We start from the raw sequence: 17,332 nt of genomic DNA on the forward strand, positions 1-17,332 counted from the left end.
CAGGTAGAAAATGTGAGTCAATTTTTCCAGATACATCCGGAAAACCCACAAGCGCGCCTGATAAAACAGGCGGTCGAAATCATCCGCAAAGGCGGGGTGGTGGTTTATCCAACGGATTCTTCCTACGCCATCGGCTGCCAGATCGGCGACAAGACCGCCATCGAGCGCGTGCGCCGTTTGCGTCAACTCGATGAAAAGCACAACTTCGCGCTGATCTGCAGCGACCTGTCGCAACTGGGCAACTACGCGAAGATCGACACCGGCACCTTCCGCATTCTCAAGGCGCATCTGCCGGGGCCTTACACCTTTATTCTCAACGCCACCCGCGAAGTGCCGCGTCTGTTGCTGCATCCGAAGAAGCGCACCATCGGTCTGCGTGTGCCCAGCCATCCGATCGCGCTGGCGCTGCTGGCCGAACTCGGCGAGCCGCTGATGAGCGTGACCCTGATCATGCCCGGCGACGAAGACCCGCTCAGCGATCCTTACGAAATGCGCCAACTGCTTGAACACCAAGTGGACTTGATCATCGACGGCGGTTTCGGCGGCATCAAAGCCTCCACCGTGATCGACCTGACCGGCGACGACCCTGAAGTGATCCGCGTTGGTTGCGGCGACCCCGCGCCGTTCATGGTCGAGGCCTGAATGTCCGCAGTGGAAACCGTTGTCGATCCCCAGGCTGGCGCTCAGCAGGAACTGCCGTTTGCCATGGTCTATGGCCAGGCAGTCATGGAGATGCCGCTGGACCTGTACATCCCGCCGGATGCGCTGGAAGTCTTCCTTGAAGCCTTCGAAGGCCCGCTCGACCTGCTGCTGTACCTGATCCGCAAACAGAACATCAACATCCTCGATATCCCGGTGGCGGAAATCACCCGCCAGTACATGGGTTATGTCGAGTTGATGCAGTCGGTGCGTCTGGAGCTGGCCGCCGAGTATCTGGTGATGGCCGCGATGCTCGCCGAGATCAAGTCGCGCATGCTTCTGCCGCGCGCTGAAACCGTCGAAGACGAAGAAGACGACCCGCGTGCCGAACTGATCCGCCGCTTGCAGGAATACGAGCGTTTCAAGGCGGCCGCCGAAGGCATCGACGGCTTGAGCCGCGTTGGCCGCGATGTGATCGTGCCCAAGCTCGACGCCCCGGAAGCCCGTGCACGCAAGCTGTTGCCGGACGTTGCGCTGGAAGAGATTTTGATGTGCATGGCCGAAGTGCTGCGCCGTGGCGATATGTTTGAAAGCCACCAGGTCAGCCGCGAAGCACTGTCCACCCGCGAGCGCATGAGCGATGTGCTGGAACGGCTCAAGGGCGGCGGTTTTGTGCCGTTCGTCGAGCTGTTCACCGCCGAAGAAGGGCGGCTGGGTGTGGTGGTGACCTTTATGGCGATCCTTGAACTGGTCAAGGAATCCTTGGTCGAGCTGGTGCAGAATGAGCCGTTCGCCGCGATCCACGTGCGAGCCCGAGCCGAATAACGAGTCGAAACATGAATCTGACTGAACCCCGCGAGCTGGCCCCCCTGCTTGAAGCCTTTCTGTTGGCCTCGGGAAAGCCGCAATCCCTTGAGCGCCTGTTTGAACTGTTTGAAGAAGGCGAACGGCCCGAGCCTGCGGTCTTCAAGAAAGCCCTGACCCTGCTGGGCAAGTCCTGCGAGGGCCGTGCTTTCGAGCTCAAGGAAGTCTCATCGGGCTATCGCTTGCAGATCCGCGAAAAGTTTTCGCCGTGGGTCGGCCGCTTGTGGGAAGAGCGCCCGCAGCGTTACTCCCGCGCCTTGCTCGAAACCATCGCGCTGATTGCCTACCGTCAGCCGATCACCCGTGGCGAGATCGAAGACGTGCGTGGCGTGGCGGTGAACAGCAATATCGTCAAGACCTTGCTGGAGCGCGAGTGGATTCGTGTTGTTGGTTACCGCGATGTGCCGGGCAAACCGGCGATGTTTGCCACCACCAAGATGTTTCTCGATCACTTCAACCTGAAGAACCTCGAAGACCTGCCGCCGCTGGCCGAATTGCGCGAAATGGAAACCGACCCGGTGCTCGATTTCGACGACGCTCCGGTGCCGCAGGGTTTGCAGGAGTTGGCCGACGCCAGCGCCGAGCCGGAAGAGGAGAAGGAAGAGACCAGTTTCCATACCTTGCTGCTGGAGCTGGACAGCATGGAGGAGGGGATCAAGACCGACTTCGACGATTTGCTGCGAGATGCGGCGGATGGTGAGGCGGGCGACAGTGACGCGCCGACGACCGAGCCTGAAACCGAAGTCGCTGAGCCAGCGATTGAAGTTGAACTTGAAGCCGAGCCAGAAGCCGAACCGGAAGAGGACATTCTTGGCGTCGCCGAAGCCCGCGAAAAGCTGTTGGCCGCCGTCGCCGCGCTCGAACAACCCGCGCCAGAACCCGAGCTGAGCGAAGAAGAAGCCGAAGCCCGCGCCTTGGCCGAAGCCATCGAAGCCGAACGCCGCGAGTTCGAAGACTGATCCGATCCCAAGAACACCGCAAACCCCTGTAGGAGTGAGCCTGCTCGCGATTGCGGTGTGTCAGTCGACATCTTCTTGGCAGATACACCGCAATCGCGAGCAGGCTCACTCCTACAGGGGATTTGTGTGTTTCTGGAGTAGGTATGAGTTCAACAAAAGACCCGTGCATCAGCCTCTGCAAATTCACCGACGACATCTGTCTCGGCTGCGGCCGCAGCAAGCGCGAAATCAAGGCCTGGAAGAAACTCGACAAGGACGACAAGCGCAGCGTACTGGCCGAAGCCGCGCTGCGCCTGATCAAACTCGGTGTCGCCGGTCGGCGGAAAAAGAAATAACCTTGGCCTGATCGACTAGTCTCTGATGCGCGATGGCGCACATCCGCGTATGATTCGCGACCCTCCGCCGATCCCTTCGGCCGAGAACCCAGATTTCAATGCTTCAGGCGCCGCCTGAACAGACCACACCGGGAGGTGCCCAGATGAGCGACATCATTCAGAAAGACGACCAGGAAATCGGCCCAGCAGGCGAAAAGCTGCAGAAAGTCCTCGCCCGTATCGGCGTCGGCTCGCGCCGTGACGTGGAATCCTGGATCAGCCAGGGCCGGATCAAGGTCAATGGCAAAGACGCCACCCTCGGTCTGCGCGTCGACATGCACGACGCCATCACCATTGATGGCAAGGTGATCAAGCGCGAAGAAGCGGCCGAATCGGTCCGCCGCGTGATCATGTACAACAAACCCGATGGCGAGATCTGCACCCGTGACGACCCTGAAGGCCGTCCGACCGTGTTCGACAAGCTGCCGCGTCCGAAGGAAGGTCGCTGGATCAACATCGGTCGTCTCGACATCAACACCACCGGTCTGCTGATGTTCACCACCGACGGTGAGCTGGCCAACCGTCTGATGCACCCGTCCTACGAGATGGACCGCGAGTACGCCGTGCGCGTACGCGGTGAAGTCGACGACGAGATGATCGAGCGCCTGAAGGCCGGCGTCGTGCTGGAAGACGGCCCGGCGAAGTTCACCGACATCAAGCAGGCACCGGGCGGTGAAGGCTTCAACCACTGGTATCACTGCGTGGTGATGGAAGGCCGTAACCGTGAGGTTCGTCGTCTGTGGGAATCGCAGGGTCTGGTGGTCAGCCGTCTGAAGCGCGTGCGTTTCGGTCCGGTGTTCCTCAACTCCGACCTGCCGATGGGGCGCTGGCGCGAAATGAGCCAGTACGAAGTCGACATCCTCAGTGCTGAAGTCGGCCTGACGCCGGTAGCGATGCCGCAACTGAACGCCAAGAGCAAAGACAAGCTTGAGCGTATGCAGCGCAAATCGTCGCGCCCGATGGCCAAGACCGAGCGCGTACGCACCCTGCGTCCAGCCGCTGGCGCGCCGACCGGTCCGCGCCCAAGCCGTGAACCGCAGATCGAAGGCGAGCGTCCAGGTCGCAAGCCAGTAGCCCGTGACGGCGAACGCGCTCCGCGTCCGGCCAACGGTCGCACTGAGCGTGGCGAGCGTGGTGCACCTGCCGGTCGTGGCACGCCTGTGGCGGATCGTCCAGCGGACACCACCAACAAGCGCCCGGCCAAACCTGCGCCGAAGCGTCCGGGGATCAAGCTGGTTGACGGTGACAAACCGTCGGGCAAGCGTCGTGGCGCACCGGCCGGTTCCGGTCAGCGTCCGGGGTTTGGTCGCAAGAAGCCGGAATAAGGCAGCTGCGAGCTTCTAGCGGCAAGCTTCAAGCCAAAGCCAAAACGCCAACCTCAGGGTTGGCGTTTTTTTTCGTCTGGCGTACACCGATCGTTCCCACGCTCTGCGTGGGAATGCCTCAACGGACGCTCCGCGTTCGGCTCTAGAGGGACGCGGAGCGTCCCAGGCTGCATTCCCACGCGGAGCGTGGGAACGATCAGGTGCCGGTCCTAAAACACAAACCGGCCATCAAACACCGGCTTGTTATCCAGCGCCAAAACACCGCCCGAGAAGATCAGGTCCAGGTGATGGCTGCCCTTGGCCCCGCCGCCCAATCCGAGATGCAAGCCACAATGCCGCTCCTCAAACCCGGCATTACGCGCATACAAATCCTTCACGCCTTCATTGGTGCCAATCCCCAACTCCTCAATCCGCCGGTTCGACAGATTGGCGTCCAGGTACTTGTTGAAATCATGCTCCAGCCCCGGCACCTCCGTGGCGATGCGGCTGATAGTCGAATTCTCGATCCATAGCTCCAACGGCGATTCCAGTACGCCGTATTTGCGCGCAAACGGGATGGTGCTGAGGAACGTGCCCTTGAATTTCACATGGCCATTGATGGCCTCGCTGTGCGTGGCGATTTCGCCGGGGGCCAGGTCGAAGTTGCCGATGCCGTTGATATCGGTCCACTTCTTGATGCTGCTCAGCGGCGTTTCAAACCATGAGCCGTCATCGTCTTTGAAACTCAGCGTGGCCGCCTGGGACATACGCTGGATCAGGTGACTGTTCAGGCCAGCAATGCGCTGCGGCGTGACGCTGAAGGTGTCATAGAAATAATCGCCGTAATCCTTGAACAGCAGCGACTTCTTCCAGTTCTCCGCCATCACCGCTTGCAGCGCGCGGACGAACTCCGGGCCGTCGGGGCGTGGGTTGGGCAAGGTGGAAGAGTCGTAGAAGAAAATGTACAGATCGCTGTCGGTGATTGCCGAGGTCAGCGTTGCAGTGCTGTCCAGGTCCAGACGTCGGCTGCTGAACTGGAAACGAGGATGATCGCCTGCCTGTTCGGCGATCGCGCCGGTCAGCGCTTCGTAATCAGCCGTGTGGCCGAGCAATACCTTCGCCGAGTCGAGACCGGCAAGGGCGGGGTGGTGTTCGAGGTAGTAAAGGAAATGCGAGATCGCGCGGGGCTTATCCATGAATCCTCCCTGACTGACCGTGTAGAAAGCGGCAGGCACGACCGGCCGGATCGTGCCTGCCCGGAGATGTCTTACAGAGGCCACATCGCCGTGCCGAACGGAACTACCGCGTCGGCTTGCATCATTTCTACAGCCGCCTCGTGGGTCGGTGCTTCAAACCATTCGTCCAGTTGCAGTTCGGTATCCAAGTCTTTTTCCAGTGCTTGCATGGTCGATCTCCTAGATGACATTCACGGTTGTGACTGGCCGGTCGAGGTGGCCGGCAAGACGTGAAGAACCTAGTTCAGGGTTTTTTGTAATGCAAAAAATTATTCATTTAATTTTTAAATAGACTTTTTATTCTGTTTTTCGGCGGCAGTTTTCTTATTTGAAAACAAAAAACTAAACGGCACGTTTCATTAGCAAGCTAGCTAGCGTCAATTTGCAGACGTCTGACAGATATTTCTGAAATGGAAACTCTGCGTTACGCATCGTAAAGAAATGTTTACAAAAAAGCCGGTAAAACCGAGGGAAACCAACCCGTCATGATCGCTGTAAGGAAAAGCTGCCGAAGCCTGCTCCGCCGCGGGCCGGACAAGGCTCTGGCGCGCTTGTTTCAGCGCCGTTTGCAGGGTGAGATGCGCCTCATGCCTGTCGTGCAGGTGCATAACAAGAAGGAGGCGCAATGAACGCCGTGACTGATCTCCATCTCTCTCCGTGGGACGGTTTTTTCCTCGTCCACGCCGATGGCCTGCAAAGGCCTGACTCAATTTTTGCAGCCGCTCGAGTGACTCGAGGCGGACACACGCAATCCCGGCAACCGCCACGCTGATCCAGCGGGGTCTGGCAGCAGGGGGTTAGCGGTGTACAATGCGCCGCGTTTTAACTGTGACCCTCTGCGTAATCGCGCAAATCTCAAGGCTATCCGCCTTGTTCACTCCGTGGCGCCACAAGCGTTTCGGGTTCGATTTCGTCACAGATAAAAACAAACAGGTGACGCATGACCGTTGTAAATAAGCTGAACTCCTGGTGCCTGCGCTGGGGTTTGATCGGGGCTGCCTGAAATCGCAACCTTGCAGCAACGTCTACTGAACACCATCAAACCTTGCGTGAGACCTTTTTCATGAGTGGACAACCCTCGCAATCAGGCGAGCTGAAACGCGGCCTGAAAAATCGCCATATTCAACTGATCGCCCTCGGTGGCGCGATCGGTACCGGATTGTTCCTCGGCTCGGCCGGGGTACTGAAATCCGCCGGCCCGTCGATGATCCTCGGCTACGCCATTTGCGGCTTCATCGCCTTCATGATCATGCGCCAGTTGGGCGAGATGATTGTCGAAGAGCCGGTGGCCGGTTCCTTCAGCCATTTCGCGCACAAGTATTGGGGCGGCTTTGCCGGGTTCCTGTCCGGTTGGAACTGCTGGATCCTGTACATTCTGGTGGGCATGTCGGAGCTGACCGCGGTCGGCAAATACATTCACTATTGGGCGCCGGATATCCCGACCTGGGTGTCTGCAGCGGCTTTCTTCGTGCTGATCAACGCGATCAACCTGGCCAACGTCAAAGTCTTCGGTGAGGCGGAATTCTGGTTCGCGATCATCAAGGTCGTCGCGATCGTCGGCATGATTGCGCTGGGTAGCTACCTGCTGGTCAGCGGCAACGGCGGCCCGCAAGCCTCGGTGAGCAATCTGTGGTCGCACGGTGGTTTCTTCCCGAACGGTGTGAGCGGTCTGGTGATGGCCATGGCGATCATCATGTTCTCCTTCGGCGGTCTGGAAATGCTCGGTTTCACCGCCGCTGAAGCGGACAAGCCGAAAACCGTGATCCCGAAAGCGATCAATCAGGTGATCTACCGAATCCTGATTTTCTACATCGGTGCACTGGTGATCCTGCTGTCGCTGACGCCATGGGACAGCTTGTTGGAAACCCTTAACGCGTCTGGCGATTCGTACAGCGGCAGCCCGTTCGTGCAAGTGTTCTCGATGCTCGGCAGCAACACCGCCGCGCACATCCTCAACTTCGTGGTCCTGACCGCTGCGTTGTCGGTGTATAACAGCGGCACCTATTGCAACAGCCGTATGCTGCTGGGCATGGCCGAGCAGGGTGATGCGCCGAAAGCGCTGGCGAAAATCGACAAGCGCGGTGTGCCGGTGCGTTCGATTCTGGCTTCGGCGGCAGTGACGCTGGTGGCTGTGCTGCTCAACTACCTGATTCCACAACACGCGCTGGAACTGCTGATGTCGCTGGTGGTTGCGACGCTGGTGATCAACTGGGCGATGATCAGCTTCTCGCACTTCAAGTTCCGCCAGCACATGAACAAGACCAAACAGACGCCGCTGTTCAAGGCGCTGTGGTATCCGTACGGTAACTACATCTGCCTGGCATTCGTCGCCTTCATCCTCGGCGTGATGCTGTTGATCCCGGGCATTCAGATCTCGGTGTATGCGATTCCGGTGTGGGTCGTGTTCATGTGGGTCTGCTACGTGATCAAGAACAAGCGCGGCGCGCAGCAGGCCGTGCACGCGGCAGGTGCTGCCAAGTAAGCGCTGATGCAGAAAAACAAAACCCGGCCTGAGTGCCGGGTTTTTTTATGAGTGCAAATGTTGGACGGCTATTGATAATCGGCGAGAGGATAGTCCCTGCACAGGGTTTCGACCTCTGAGCGAAACTGCGCGAGGAGCAGGGGTTCCAGTGTGTAATCCTGTTCGCCGAGCGGCGCTACCGTATTCAGAACCCGCACTATCAAATCGACGATCTGGCGGCTGCCGTGGACATCGACCCGGCGTTGCGCCAGAGCGCCCGTGCCGATGCGCAGTCCGCTCGTCACCAGTGTCGAGCGGTGATCGCCGGGAACACGATGGCGACTGACGATGATCCCGCAGTGACCCAGTGCCGCCTCCGCGATAGCGCCCGTGATGTCGCCACGCAAGCGAACCAGTACCGTATGGTTTTCACTGCAGCCGCCAACCACTTCGTAATCCTGTGCCTGGAAGGCGCGGGCCATTTCATCCGCCGTACTGCGGATCTGCGCCATGCAGACGTCGAATTCTGCCGACATGGCGTAACCCAGCGCGGCAGCCTTCGCTGCGACCATGTTGGCAGCGAGCGCACCCTGCATTCGCGGGTAAACGGCTTCATCCAGCAGGCGACTGAAGGTGGTTCTCAAGCCGGGAATCTTGGTGTTCGCATCAGCACCGCTGAGGATCACGCCACCCCGAGGCCCGGCGAGTTGCTTGTGCGTGCAGGTGACGGTGACATGTGCGGCGTCGATCGGACCTGGATGCCGACCGGTGGCCACAAGCCCGGCGATATGCGAAATGTCGGCGAGCAGGATGGCGCCGGCTTCATCGGCAATTTCGCGAAACCGCGTGAAGTCGACTACGCGTGAATAGGCGGTGGCGCCGCAGAGGATGACGCGTGGGCGATGGGCGAGCGCCAGCAGGCGCACTTTGTCGTAATCAATAAGACCGTCGGATGTCGTGCCGTACTGGATCGCCTTGTAGTAGGCGCCCGAAAACGCCGCGAGGCTGCCATGGGTGAGATGACCGCCGTGCTCCACCGCCATACCCAACAGGGTATCGCCAGGCTCCATTAAGGCCGTAAGGACTTGGTATATGGCGTTCGACGCTGAGTGTGGTTGCACGTTGGCGTATTGCGCGCCGAACAGTTGCCGGGCCCGGCGAATGGCCAGCGACTCGACCAGCTCGACATTCTCGCACCCTGCACTGTGGCGCTTGCCGGACATGCCCTCTGCCGTCACGTTGACCAGCACGGAAGCGCAGGCCGCCAAGGTTCGCGGCTGAACTGCGCAGGAGGAGGAAACCAGTGAAAGCGTGTGCTGTTGACGCGTGATTTCCGCGTCGAGAATGGCCGCCAGTTCGGCATCTTCTGCGCGAAGATCCGTCAGGCCACGACGCAACATGTCAGCCTGGTTCTTGAGCGGTTCAGTAATGACTGCCATTGCTTGATTCCTTCCCTGGTTTTGCGAGATTTGCGCATGTCCTTGCTTGCCGGATCTGTACAGGCGAATCCGTGTTTTGACCGCTGTGCGCGCAAAACTAAACCCTGTACAGGCCCACCCGTTTTTTCGTTCTTTCACTCTTGAGAATGCGACGCCGGATTGACGCATCATAAATTTTTCAGTGAGGAACGCCACAGAATTAATCAAAAAAATGAACATTCTTCAAAGAAAATGATTCTTTTTGTAGTCGCGTCGGGTGTAAAACAGGCATTGCCCGGAGCCGATTTTCAGGCCATGGGTGGAAGTCGAAAGGAACTGACGAGTCATTACCGAGGCTGAAATGACCCCGCACGTTGGCGGAAGCAGCCTGTGAAAGCTGACTTTTTATACCGAACCCAAGGAGGGAGAATGCTATGATCCTGCGCGGCACTGACAGGGATATAACTGCAATTTCCTACCTCACTTGTGTATGTCCGGAATGATCATTCGGGACGTGACATTGATTGCAGTTAAAAATGGATGATAAGCATGTGATGCACAGAAGAGAAAGATCGGAGAATCTGAAGAACAACATCAAATACCTGATAAAGAGTCGCGGGGAGACGCAGTTGTCCTTGTGTCACTCCAGTGGTTTGACGCGTACCACCATCTACAACATCCTTGAAGGCAAAGTGGTCAATGTACAGCAGTCCACTGTACGCAAGATTTCTGATTTTTTCGGCGTGTCTTACGAGGAAATAGAAACGATTGATTTTGAAGAGAAGGAAATAATCGAAAGCAGTATTTCGCCACAGGGGAATATGAATCCGGCGGCGGTTCCGGTGATTAAAGAAAGTCTGCTGCTGCAAAGTCTGGATAAGAGAATTGGTGAGTTGGCGACGATTTATCCATTGACTTACTATTTTGGCGCTTCTTTTAATCTGATTGGTGTGCTGCTGGAAAACGAAATCAGCGGTCTGCATGAACCCGGTGAGCTGTTGATCGTACAGAAAGGAGCATCGACCAGCGACAGGGAAAAACTGGTGTATGACAAAATCACAGCGAAGTTATCTATAAGCCATGAAGGCAACTTTGATGCGGATCGTGTATGCGTGATCGGAGATGTAATCGAGGAACGATTTAATGGATTGCAGTGTTGAAATGGAAAACAGCAAGTACAAATTGCTGGGGTTCGAAAATGGAAAAAGCCTGGCCGTTATCATGGTCATTGCGACAGGCAAGATAATTAAAATAAAACTGAGTGAAGTGTTGAATAGTGAGATTATGGATAATCTGAATAAAATCGAAGTGAAAAACCTCTACAAGAAGTTCTACTCCCAGGGTGGGGCGCTGACGGCATACGAAATCAATGATCGTCATGAAAGTTCGTGGATGATCTACATCATTCTGAACCTGATGCTGTTCACGCTTTATATTTTCACCAGCATTGCGGCGACCAAGCCGATCTACCTGGATTACTTTGACATTGTCGTGACCCCGGGAACCTTTCTTTACCCGCTGACCTTTCTGATCGTTGACTTGTTGAACGAGACCTTTGGTCTGCGGCTGGCGCGCCGGGCAATTCTCTTTGCGTTCATCAGCAATGCGGCGATTATCATTCTATTGGCGATCACCACCCATTTGCCGGGGTTGCCGGGGTGGAAGCTCGATGGACCTTACAATGACGTGATCAGTCAATTGTCTTCTGTTCTGGTAGCGTCTTCGATATCGTTTCTGGTGTCCGAAAACATAAACTCGTATCTGTTGTGCAAGATCAAGGAACTGACCAACTCCAGATTCCTGTTCTTGCGAGTATTCTTGAGTACATTGTTTGCAGTAATCATCGACAGCTTTCTGTTCTGTTACATTGCATTCTATGGAACGATGGAGAACAGTGCGATCTTGAGCATGATCTATGTGCAGATCGCGATCAAAGTAGGTTTTGCTTTCTTTAATATCATGCCCGCTTATGGGGCGCGGTCGCTGTTCAAGAAGTATCTGACGGGAAGCCAGGTTTGATCGAATAGCAGAAGCGCTCGCTTGGACTGTCCCAGGCGAGCGTTTTTTTGTGTCTTATTTTAGTTTGAGTTTCAATTTCAAACTGTTGGTTACCTGATCTTTGTTCTCCAGGAACTCGTTGAGGCCTTTCGCGCGAAGATTGCACGCGTCACAGTCGCCGCATCCGCTTCCAGCTATACCGTTGTAGCAGGTCAGCGTCTGATGACGAATCAGGTCCAGTTGATTGTGGTAATCAGCCAGTGCCCAGGTTTCGGCTTTGTTCAGCCACATCAGTGGCGTTTCCAGACGTAACTTGTAATCCATGCCCAGTTCAAGCGCGTTGTTCAACGCCTTGACGAACTCATCGCGGCAATCCGGGTAACCCGAGAAGTCGGTTTCGCAAACACCGGTAATGACTGTTCTGGCTTGAACCTGATACGCATAGATAGACGCGAGGGTCAAAAACAGAATGTTTCTTCCCGGTACGAAAGTGCTCGGCAGACTTTCTCCGGAGCTGTTGACGGTCGGCACGGGAATGTTGTCGCGGGTCAGGCTGCTGATCGCCAGTTCATTCAGCAGAGAGACATCCATTACCTTGTGAACGGTCACGCCAAGCCGTTTGCAAAGTTGCTGGGCAACTTCAATTTCCGCGTGGTGACGCTGACCATAATCAAAGGTAATGCAGTGAACTTCATCATAGTGGGTCAGCGCATGGATCAGGCAGGTCGTAGAGTCCTGGCCACCACTGAAAACGATAACTGCCTTGTTGCTCATAAGTTTGCTTCCTGCATAAACGGGTAAATTTAAAGGTCGCAATGGTAACTCGAAATGATGCTCGATATAAGTGCGCTGGAAGTTGCGCCCGCAGGCCGCAGGTCGCTTTGCAGCTAATCGCGGTATCCTGTGCACTCTGATTACGGACGCTTTTCCATGCTGGTGATTTCCAACAACGTGCATCTTCCCGATGCCGAGATCGAACTGACCGCCATACGCGCGCAAGGCGCCGGTGGGCAGAACGTCAACAAGGTTTCCAGTGCGATGCACCTGCGCTTCGACATTCCGGCCTCGTCCTTGCCCGAGTTTTACAAGGAGCGACTACTGGCGTTGCGCGACAGTCGTATTACCAGCGACGGCGTGTTGATCATCAAGGCCCAGCAATACCGCACGCAGGAAGCCAACCGCGCCGATGCGCTTGAGCGTCTGGTCGAGCTGATCCTCAGCGCCACCAAAGTCGAAAAGAAACGCCGCCCCACCAAGCCGACCCTCGGCTCGAAGAAGCGCCGGCTCGAATCGAAAACCAAGCGCGGCAGCATCAAGGCCGGACGCGGCAAAGTGGACTTCTAGTCTTCGCGGTACTTGGCCGTGTGCTTGTACAGATAGACGCTCAAGGCCAATCCGCTCAATGCAGCGAGAGCGGCGAACAGGAAGATCGAAGCAAAGCCGAAGCCTGCCGCAATCGCCCCGGCCAATGGCCCGGTGATCCCCAGCGACAAATCAATGAACAGTGAATAAGCACCGACCGCTGCGCCACGGCTTGAAGCCGGCACCAGATTCACTGCCTCCACACCCAGCGCCGGGAACACCAGCGAGAAACCAAACCCGCTCAGCGCCGCACCGGCCAGCGCCCAATGTGCGTCCGGTGCCAGCCACAACAGCAGCAGGCCCAGTGTCTCCACCGACAGGCAGGCAATCGCCACGCGAAAGCCGCCGAGGCGGTTGATCAGATTGCCGAACAGCAGGCGCGCACCGATGAAGCTGGCACCGAACAGGCTCAGGCACAGCACGGCGTTGTCCCAATGCTGTGTGGCGTAATACAGGGTGATGAAAGTGGCGATGGTGCCGAAGCCGATCGAGCCCAGCGCCAGGCCGCAACCGTGGGGAAACACTTTACCGAGCACATGCATGAACGGCAGGCGTTCACCCGCCACAATCGGCGCGGCGGTTTTCGGCCAGGCCAACGCCAGACCAAGAATCGCCAGCAAAATGATGCTGACGCCCATGCTCCACAATCCCAACTGGCCGACCAGCCACACGCCGAACGGTGCGCCAACTGCCAGTGCGCCATAACTGGCGATGCCGTTCCAGGAAATCACTTTGGCGGTGTTTGCCGCGCCAACCCGGCCAATGCCCCAGCCGATCGAACCAGAACCGACAAGGCTTTCAGCGCTGCCCAGCACCAGGCGACCGATCAACAGACTGATCAAACTGAGCATCGGCAGGTTCGGTGTCCACGCCGAAATCAACATGAACACACCGCTCAAGCCGCACCCGGCCAGGCCAATCATCACAGCGCGTTTGCTGCCCTGGTTGTCGATGATCTTGCCGGCATACGGACGGCTGAGCAGGGTCGCGAGGTACTGCACGCTGATCACCAGACCGGCAATCACCGCGCCAAAGCCCAGATCGCTGTGCACATAGCCCGGCAGCACCGCGAGCGGAATGCCGATGTTCAGGTAACCGATAAAGGTGAAGAGGACGATGGAAACGACTTGCAGCGTGACCGCCAGGGGGCGCTGGGGCTCGGACATAGAGGGCGACATGGGTAACGATCCACGGGAACGGCAGATTAGATAGGCTGCTTATGATACCGGCGTGGAGGCTTCTGGGGCGGGAAAAGTAAAACTATTTGCCGGGAGGCCGCTTCAGGGGTTGGCCGGGGCAACCAGTTGTGTGGTGACCAGCGCCGCGAGGGCATTTTCTTCGCTGCCGAAGCGGGCGAGCAGGGCGGCCTGTTTCTCGGGAGAGAGGCGGTTCCAGATCTCGATCATTTTCTCGGTGGTGCCGATCAGGACGGCAGCTTGGCTTTCGGAGAATTCGTCGGTCATGGCAGGCTCGGGGTTCAGGCAGTGTGGAAAGCGCATGTTAGCGCTTTCCACACGGTCTGTACGACGGGGTCTTACTCTTCGTTGTCGGCCGGGCGGCTCTCAACGGCTTCTTTCTGCTCGGGCTGTTGGGCTCCGGCTTGCTGCGTGGTCGTCTGCTCAGGTACGTGCAGGCTTGGGAAGGGGAGATTAGGAATCTCGTGCATGGTTGCGCTCCTCGCTAAGTCTGTTGATAGATCTGGTAGATCCGCGCTTCTTGAAAGCCTGCGCAGGATACAGCAGGAAAAATGACAATCAGACTTTTAATTCAAATTAATGCGACAGATGGCCGCAGGGGAGGCAAAAACGAAAGGTCACCACAGAACAAATGTAGGAGTGAGCCTGCTCGCGATAGCGGTGTATCAGTCAACTAAAATGCTGGCTGATACACCGCTATCGCGAGCAGGCTCACTCCTACAGGGTATTGCGGTGTTTAGACTATTTGCAGACGCTGGCGATGGCTTCTGCCAGCAAGGCGAGGCACGTAGCGTCGATGCCGGCGACGTTCGCCCGGCCCGAGTTGACCATGTACACGCTGTGATGCTCACGCAGTTGTTTCACTTGCTCCGGCGACAGCCCGGTGTAAGAGAACATCCCGCGCTGCACGCCAATGTGTGCAAAACGCTCGCGCAGGCCATGCGGCTCCAGCGCTTCAACCAGGCCGCTGCGCAACTGCGCGATACGCAAACGCATGGCTTCCACTTCATCGGCCCAGCGGGCTTTCAGCTCGGGATCAGCGAGGATGGTTGCGACCACCGCAGCACCATGATCTGGCGGTGTCGACCACAAATTGCGGGCGATGTTGGCTAGTTGGCTGCGGATGTCGATGAGCTTGTCGGCGGTTTTCGTGCAGACGATCAGCGCACCGGTGCGGTCGCGGTACAGGCCGAAGTTCTTCGAGCAGGAGCTGGTAATCAGCAACTCTGGCACCTCGGCCGCGAACAACCGGGTCGACCACGCATCCTGCTCCAGACCGTCGCCAAAGCCCTGGTAGGCAAAGTCGATCAGCGGCAGCAGATTGCGGCTGCGCACCACATCGAGCACGCGCTGCCAGTCGTCATGGCTCAAGTCAAAACCGGTCGGGTTGTGGCAGCACGCGTGCAGCAGCACCACATCACCTTTCGGCACTTGGTTGAGCACCGCGAGCATGGCGTCGACGTCGAGGCGGTTGTCACTGCCCACGTATGGGTAGTGACTGACCTTGACCCCGGCCGTGGCGAAAATGGTTTCGTGGATCGGCCAGGTCGGGTTGCTCAGCCACACGCCTTTGCCCGGCAGGCACTGGGCGATGAAGTCGGCAGCCAGGCGCAGGGCGCCAGTGCCGCCCGGCGTCTGGGTGGCGCCGGCACGTTGTGCGGCGATCAGCTTCGAGTCGGCACCGAGCACCAACTCATTGATGACTTTGCCGAACAACGGGGTACCGTGGCCGCCGATGTAGGTTTTGGTGTCCTGGCTTTCGACCAGCCGCGCTTCGGCGATTTTCACCGCCTCCGGGATTGGCGTCAGGCCCTGAGCGTCCTTGTAGACGCCAACGCCCAGGTCGAATTTGCGCGGGTTGGTGTCCTGCGCATACGCCTCCATCAAACCGAGGATCGGGTCGCCGGGTACCCGGCCGATGGCGTCGAAGTGCATTACTTGCGTCCTTCTGCGGTCTTGGCCACTTCGTCAGTGCGCGCAGCCATGATGAAGTCGTTGCGGTGAAGGCCTTTGATCGAATGGCTCCACCAGGTCACGGTGACTTTGCCCCATTCGGTCAGCAGGCCCGGGTGATGACCTTCGGCCTCGGAAATCTCGCCGACAGCGTTGGTGAACGCCAGGGCGTGCTTGAAATTCTTGAACAGGAAAACTTTCTCCAACTGCATGATGCTGTCGCGGACTTCGATGTTCCAGTCAGGGATCTGCTTGATCAGGATCGGCAGTTCTTCGTCGCTGACTTGTGGCGCATCGGCGCGGCAGGCTTCGCAGTGGGCTTGGTTCAAAGTGGACATGGTGTATTCCTGAATCGAGTGTGTTTTTTTTATTAAAACGTTTGAGCCGTGAATGCCGTCACGCTAAACCAAAGTGGCGGCGACGGACAGGCTCAATTGTCAGCAAAAGTCGCGGTTCACGCGGCTTTCGGTTTCGGCGGAAACTTCGGTGCGTGCAGACCCAGCTGCATGCCTTGGCGAACCATGGCCATGATGTCTTCATGGGCCACGTCGAACAGACGCTTGAGGTTCGGCAGGACAAAGTACAGCGGTTGCAGGATGTCGATGCGATACGGCGTGCGCATGGCTTCGAGCGGATCGAACGCCTGATGCTCAGGTTCGTCCGACAGCGAATAAACGGTTTCTTTTGGTGAAGACAGGATGCCGCCACCGTAAATGCGTTTGCCTTGCGGGGTGTCGACCAGGCCGAACTCGATGGTCATCCAGTACAGGCGCGCCAGATAAACACGTTCTTCCTTGGTCGCCTGCAAACCAAGTTTGCCGTAGGTGTGGGTGAATTCGGCGAACCACGGGTTGGTCAGCAGCGGGCAGTGACCAAAGATCTCGTGGAAAATGTCCGGCTCTTGCAGGTAGTCCAGCTCTTCGCGGGTACGAATGAACGTAGCCACCGGAAATTGCTTGCTGGCCAGCAGTTCAAAAAAGGTCTGGAAGGGGATCAGTGCCGGCACGCGGGCGACCTGCCAACCGGTGGTCTCGCCAAGCACTTTGTTGATTTCGCCGAGTTGCGGAATGCGGTCGTGGGGCAGACCGAGTTTTTCGATACCGTCCAGATACTCCTGGCAGGCACGCCCTTCAATCACTTTCAGTTGGCGAGTGATCAGCGTATTCCACACCGCATGTTCTTCGGCGGGGTAGTCGATAAAACCTTGCGCATCGGGCTCGCGGGCCACGTATTGCGTCTGCTTCATACTGCTCTCCTGCTAGGGGAATTCGTTCTTGTTATGTCCAGCGATGGATTCAGAATTACCTGAGAACGATGTGGTTTGCAGTAGGTTGATCGCGATGCGCGTAGGAAAATTCGTCTGAATTTGTAAAGTAATCGTTACGCTTTGACGGATATATCGCGTTTGCGGCTATTCATGGGTTTGAAAAGGCCGATGGCTGTCACATAATCTTGACAACTATCTGCGTGCCTCGGCAGAAAAATGGGCTCCGGGCGCACCGCAATACCTGTGGGAGTGAGCTTGCTCGCGAAAGCGCTGGGTCTGACACATCAATGCTGGATGTGCTG

At 57.3% G+C, this 17,332-nt stretch carries 19 protein-coding genes; 9 read left to right on the plus strand and 10 right to left on the minus strand.

The window, feature by feature from the left end:
* The first annotated feature begins 12 nt into the window (after positions 1-12).
* From AB4O11_RS16105 to rluB, 5 genes are all read left to right on the plus strand, one after another.
* Positions 13-642 (plus strand): L-threonylcarbamoyladenylate synthase, encoded by a 630-nt coding sequence (locus tag AB4O11_RS16105; RefSeq protein WP_093440143.1) that lies wholly within the window; start codon positions 13-15, stop codon positions 640-642.
* A 123-nt stretch (positions 643-765) separates the two neighbouring features.
* Positions 766-1,464, plus strand: coding sequence for a segregation and condensation protein A (locus AB4O11_RS16110; protein ID WP_172828192.1), 699 nt, complete (start codon positions 766-768; stop codon positions 1,462-1,464).
* Positions 1,465-1,475: 11 nt separating this feature from the next.
* A complete protein-coding gene (scpB, locus tag AB4O11_RS16115; protein ID WP_093439535.1) occupies positions 1,476-2,462 on the plus strand; it encodes an SMC-Scp complex subunit ScpB in 987 nt (328 codons plus the stop codon).
* Positions 2,463-2,605: 143 nt separating this feature from the next.
* Positions 2,606-2,797, plus strand: a complete 192-nt coding sequence (locus tag AB4O11_RS16120; RefSeq protein WP_460127473.1) for a DUF1289 domain-containing protein — start codon at positions 2,606-2,608, stop codon at positions 2,795-2,797.
* 143 nt (positions 2,798-2,940) lie between these two features.
* Positions 2,941-4,161 (plus strand): 23S rRNA pseudouridine(2605) synthase RluB, encoded by a 1,221-nt coding sequence (gene rluB, locus AB4O11_RS16125; RefSeq protein ID WP_095050147.1) that lies wholly within the window; start codon positions 2,941-2,943, stop codon positions 4,159-4,161.
* A gap of 209 nt (positions 4,162-4,370) precedes the next feature.
* Here rluB and AB4O11_RS16130 read toward each other — a convergent pair whose 3' ends face one another.
* Both AB4O11_RS16130 and AB4O11_RS16135 read right to left on the minus strand, forming a co-directional pair.
* The gene (locus AB4O11_RS16130; protein ID WP_460127475.1) at positions 4,371-5,336 is read right to left on the minus strand and encodes a M29 family metallopeptidase; all 966 of its coding nucleotides are present in this window, start codon (positions 5,334-5,336) and stop codon (positions 4,371-4,373) included.
* A 71-nt stretch (positions 5,337-5,407) separates the two neighbouring features.
* Positions 5,408-5,545, minus strand: a complete 138-nt coding sequence (locus AB4O11_RS16135; protein WP_003222780.1) for a hypothetical protein — start codon at positions 5,543-5,545, stop codon at positions 5,408-5,410.
* 893 nt (positions 5,546-6,438) lie between these two features.
* Here AB4O11_RS16135 and AB4O11_RS16140 point away from each other — a divergent pair.
* Positions 6,439-7,857 (plus strand): amino acid permease, encoded by a 1,419-nt coding sequence (locus AB4O11_RS16140; protein WP_093439548.1) that lies wholly within the window; start codon positions 6,439-6,441, stop codon positions 7,855-7,857.
* A 68-nt stretch (positions 7,858-7,925) separates the two neighbouring features.
* Here AB4O11_RS16140 and AB4O11_RS16145 read toward each other — a convergent pair whose 3' ends face one another.
* Entirely contained in the window at positions 7,926-9,275 is a 1,350-nt protein-coding gene (locus AB4O11_RS16145; RefSeq protein WP_460090169.1) for a serine hydroxymethyltransferase, read from the minus strand.
* Between the two features lie 533 nt (positions 9,276-9,808).
* Between AB4O11_RS16145 and AB4O11_RS16150 the strand changes: the two genes are divergently transcribed.
* Together AB4O11_RS16150 and AB4O11_RS16155 are read left to right on the plus strand one after the other, a co-directional pair.
* On the plus strand, positions 9,809-10,414 hold the full coding sequence (locus tag AB4O11_RS16150; RefSeq protein WP_186624441.1) for a helix-turn-helix transcriptional regulator: 606 nt from the start codon (positions 9,809-9,811) through the stop codon (positions 10,412-10,414).
* Entirely contained in the window at positions 10,398-11,273 is an 876-nt protein-coding gene (locus AB4O11_RS16155) for a queuosine precursor transporter (protein ID WP_093439557.1), read from the plus strand. Before AB4O11_RS16150 ends, AB4O11_RS16155 begins: the two co-directional genes overlap by 17 nt.
* Positions 11,274-11,327: 54 nt before the next feature.
* Here the strand turns inward: AB4O11_RS16155 and queC are convergent, their stop codons facing one another.
* On the minus strand, positions 11,328-12,026 hold the full coding sequence (gene queC / locus AB4O11_RS16160; RefSeq protein ID WP_460127479.1) for a 7-cyano-7-deazaguanine synthase QueC: 699 nt from the start codon (positions 12,024-12,026) through the stop codon (positions 11,328-11,330).
* A 156-nt stretch (positions 12,027-12,182) separates the two neighbouring features.
* On the opposite strand from queC, the gene arfB reads away from it, so the two are divergent.
* Positions 12,183-12,596 (plus strand): alternative ribosome rescue aminoacyl-tRNA hydrolase ArfB, encoded by a 414-nt coding sequence (gene arfB / locus AB4O11_RS16165; RefSeq protein ID WP_007920134.1) that lies wholly within the window; start codon positions 12,183-12,185, stop codon positions 12,594-12,596.
* On the opposite strand, the gene AB4O11_RS16170 is transcribed toward arfB, so the two are convergent.
* The 6 genes from AB4O11_RS16170 to phhA form a co-directional block, all read right to left on the minus strand.
* Positions 12,593-13,780 (minus strand): MFS transporter, encoded by a 1,188-nt coding sequence (locus AB4O11_RS16170; protein WP_175559663.1) that lies wholly within the window; start codon positions 13,778-13,780, stop codon positions 12,593-12,595. The two genes, arfB and AB4O11_RS16170, sit on opposite strands and share 4 nt — an antisense overlap.
* Positions 13,781-13,894: 114 nt before the next feature.
* Complete coding sequence (locus tag AB4O11_RS16175; RefSeq protein ID WP_186624423.1) at positions 13,895-14,077, minus strand: hypothetical protein; 183 nt, start codon at positions 14,075-14,077, stop codon at positions 13,895-13,897.
* Positions 14,078-14,148: 71 nt separating this feature from the next.
* The gene (locus AB4O11_RS16180; protein ID WP_256573958.1) at positions 14,149-14,280 is read right to left on the minus strand and encodes a hypothetical protein; all 132 of its coding nucleotides are present in this window, start codon (positions 14,278-14,280) and stop codon (positions 14,149-14,151) included.
* Positions 14,281-14,551: 271 nt separating this feature from the next.
* Complete coding sequence (locus AB4O11_RS16185) at positions 14,552-15,745, minus strand: amino acid aminotransferase (RefSeq protein ID WP_460127482.1); 1,194 nt, start codon at positions 15,743-15,745, stop codon at positions 14,552-14,554.
* Positions 15,745-16,101 carry a 4a-hydroxytetrahydrobiopterin dehydratase gene (locus AB4O11_RS16190; protein ID WP_003222798.1) on the minus strand — a complete coding sequence of 119 codons (357 nt, stop codon included), beginning with the start codon at positions 16,099-16,101 and terminating at the stop codon, positions 15,745-15,747. The genes AB4O11_RS16185 and AB4O11_RS16190 overlap by 1 nt, the downstream gene beginning before the upstream one ends.
* Positions 16,102-16,217: 116 nt before the next feature.
* On the minus strand, positions 16,218-17,009 hold the full coding sequence (phhA, locus tag AB4O11_RS16195; protein ID WP_007965510.1) for a phenylalanine 4-monooxygenase: 792 nt from the start codon (positions 17,007-17,009) through the stop codon (positions 16,218-16,220).
* Positions 17,010-17,332: the final 323 nt, after the last annotated feature.

This window comes from Pseudomonas sp. H1_D05 (assembly GCF_054682705.1).

What these genes read in the sequence shown, in the direction of transcription:
- AB4O11_RS16155 (WP_093439557.1), top strand. Translation starts at nt 10,398, where the DNA reads ATGGATTGCAGTGTTGAAATGGAAAACAGCAAGTACAAATTGCTGGGG.
- AB4O11_RS16135 (WP_003222780.1), bottom strand. Translation starts at nt 5,545, where the DNA reads ATGCAAGCACTGGAAAAAGACTTGGATACCGAACTGCAACTGGACGAA.
- AB4O11_RS16145 (WP_460090169.1), bottom strand. Translation starts at nt 9,275, where the DNA reads ATGGCAGTCATTACTGAACCGCTCAAGAACCAGGCTGACATGTTGCGT.
- AB4O11_RS16130 (WP_460127475.1), bottom strand. Translation starts at nt 5,336, where the DNA reads ATGGATAAGCCCCGCGCGATCTCGCATTTCCTTTACTACCTCGAACAC.
- AB4O11_RS16175 (WP_186624423.1), bottom strand. Translation starts at nt 14,077, where the DNA reads ATGACCGACGAATTCTCCGAAAGCCAAGCTGCCGTCCTGATCGGCACC.
- scpB (WP_093439535.1), top strand. Translation starts at nt 1,476, where the DNA reads ATGAATCTGACTGAACCCCGCGAGCTGGCCCCCCTGCTTGAAGCCTTT.
- AB4O11_RS16180 (WP_256573958.1), bottom strand. Translation starts at nt 14,280, where the DNA reads ATGCACGAGATTCCTAATCTCCCCTTCCCAAGCCTGCACGTACCTGAG.
- rluB (WP_095050147.1), top strand. Translation starts at nt 2,941, where the DNA reads ATGAGCGACATCATTCAGAAAGACGACCAGGAAATCGGCCCAGCAGGC.
- arfB (WP_007920134.1), top strand. Translation starts at nt 12,183, where the DNA reads ATGCTGGTGATTTCCAACAACGTGCATCTTCCCGATGCCGAGATCGAA.
- phhA (WP_007965510.1), bottom strand. Translation starts at nt 17,009, where the DNA reads ATGAAGCAGACGCAATACGTGGCCCGCGAGCCCGATGCGCAAGGTTTT.
- AB4O11_RS16140 (WP_093439548.1), top strand. Translation starts at nt 6,439, where the DNA reads ATGAGTGGACAACCCTCGCAATCAGGCGAGCTGAAACGCGGCCTGAAA.
- AB4O11_RS16120 (WP_460127473.1), top strand. Translation starts at nt 2,606, where the DNA reads ATGAGTTCAACAAAAGACCCGTGCATCAGCCTCTGCAAATTCACCGAC.
- AB4O11_RS16190 (WP_003222798.1), bottom strand. Translation starts at nt 16,101, where the DNA reads ATGTCCACTTTGAACCAAGCCCACTGCGAAGCCTGCCGCGCCGATGCG.
- AB4O11_RS16150 (WP_186624441.1), top strand. Translation starts at nt 9,809, where the DNA reads ATGCACAGAAGAGAAAGATCGGAGAATCTGAAGAACAACATCAAATAC.
- queC (WP_460127479.1), bottom strand. Translation starts at nt 12,026, where the DNA reads ATGAGCAACAAGGCAGTTATCGTTTTCAGTGGTGGCCAGGACTCTACG.
- AB4O11_RS16170 (WP_175559663.1), bottom strand. Translation starts at nt 13,780, where the DNA reads ATGTCCGAGCCCCAGCGCCCCCTGGCGGTCACGCTGCAAGTCGTTTCC.
- AB4O11_RS16185 (WP_460127482.1), bottom strand. Translation starts at nt 15,745, where the DNA reads ATGCACTTCGACGCCATCGGCCGGGTACCCGGCGACCCGATCCTCGGT.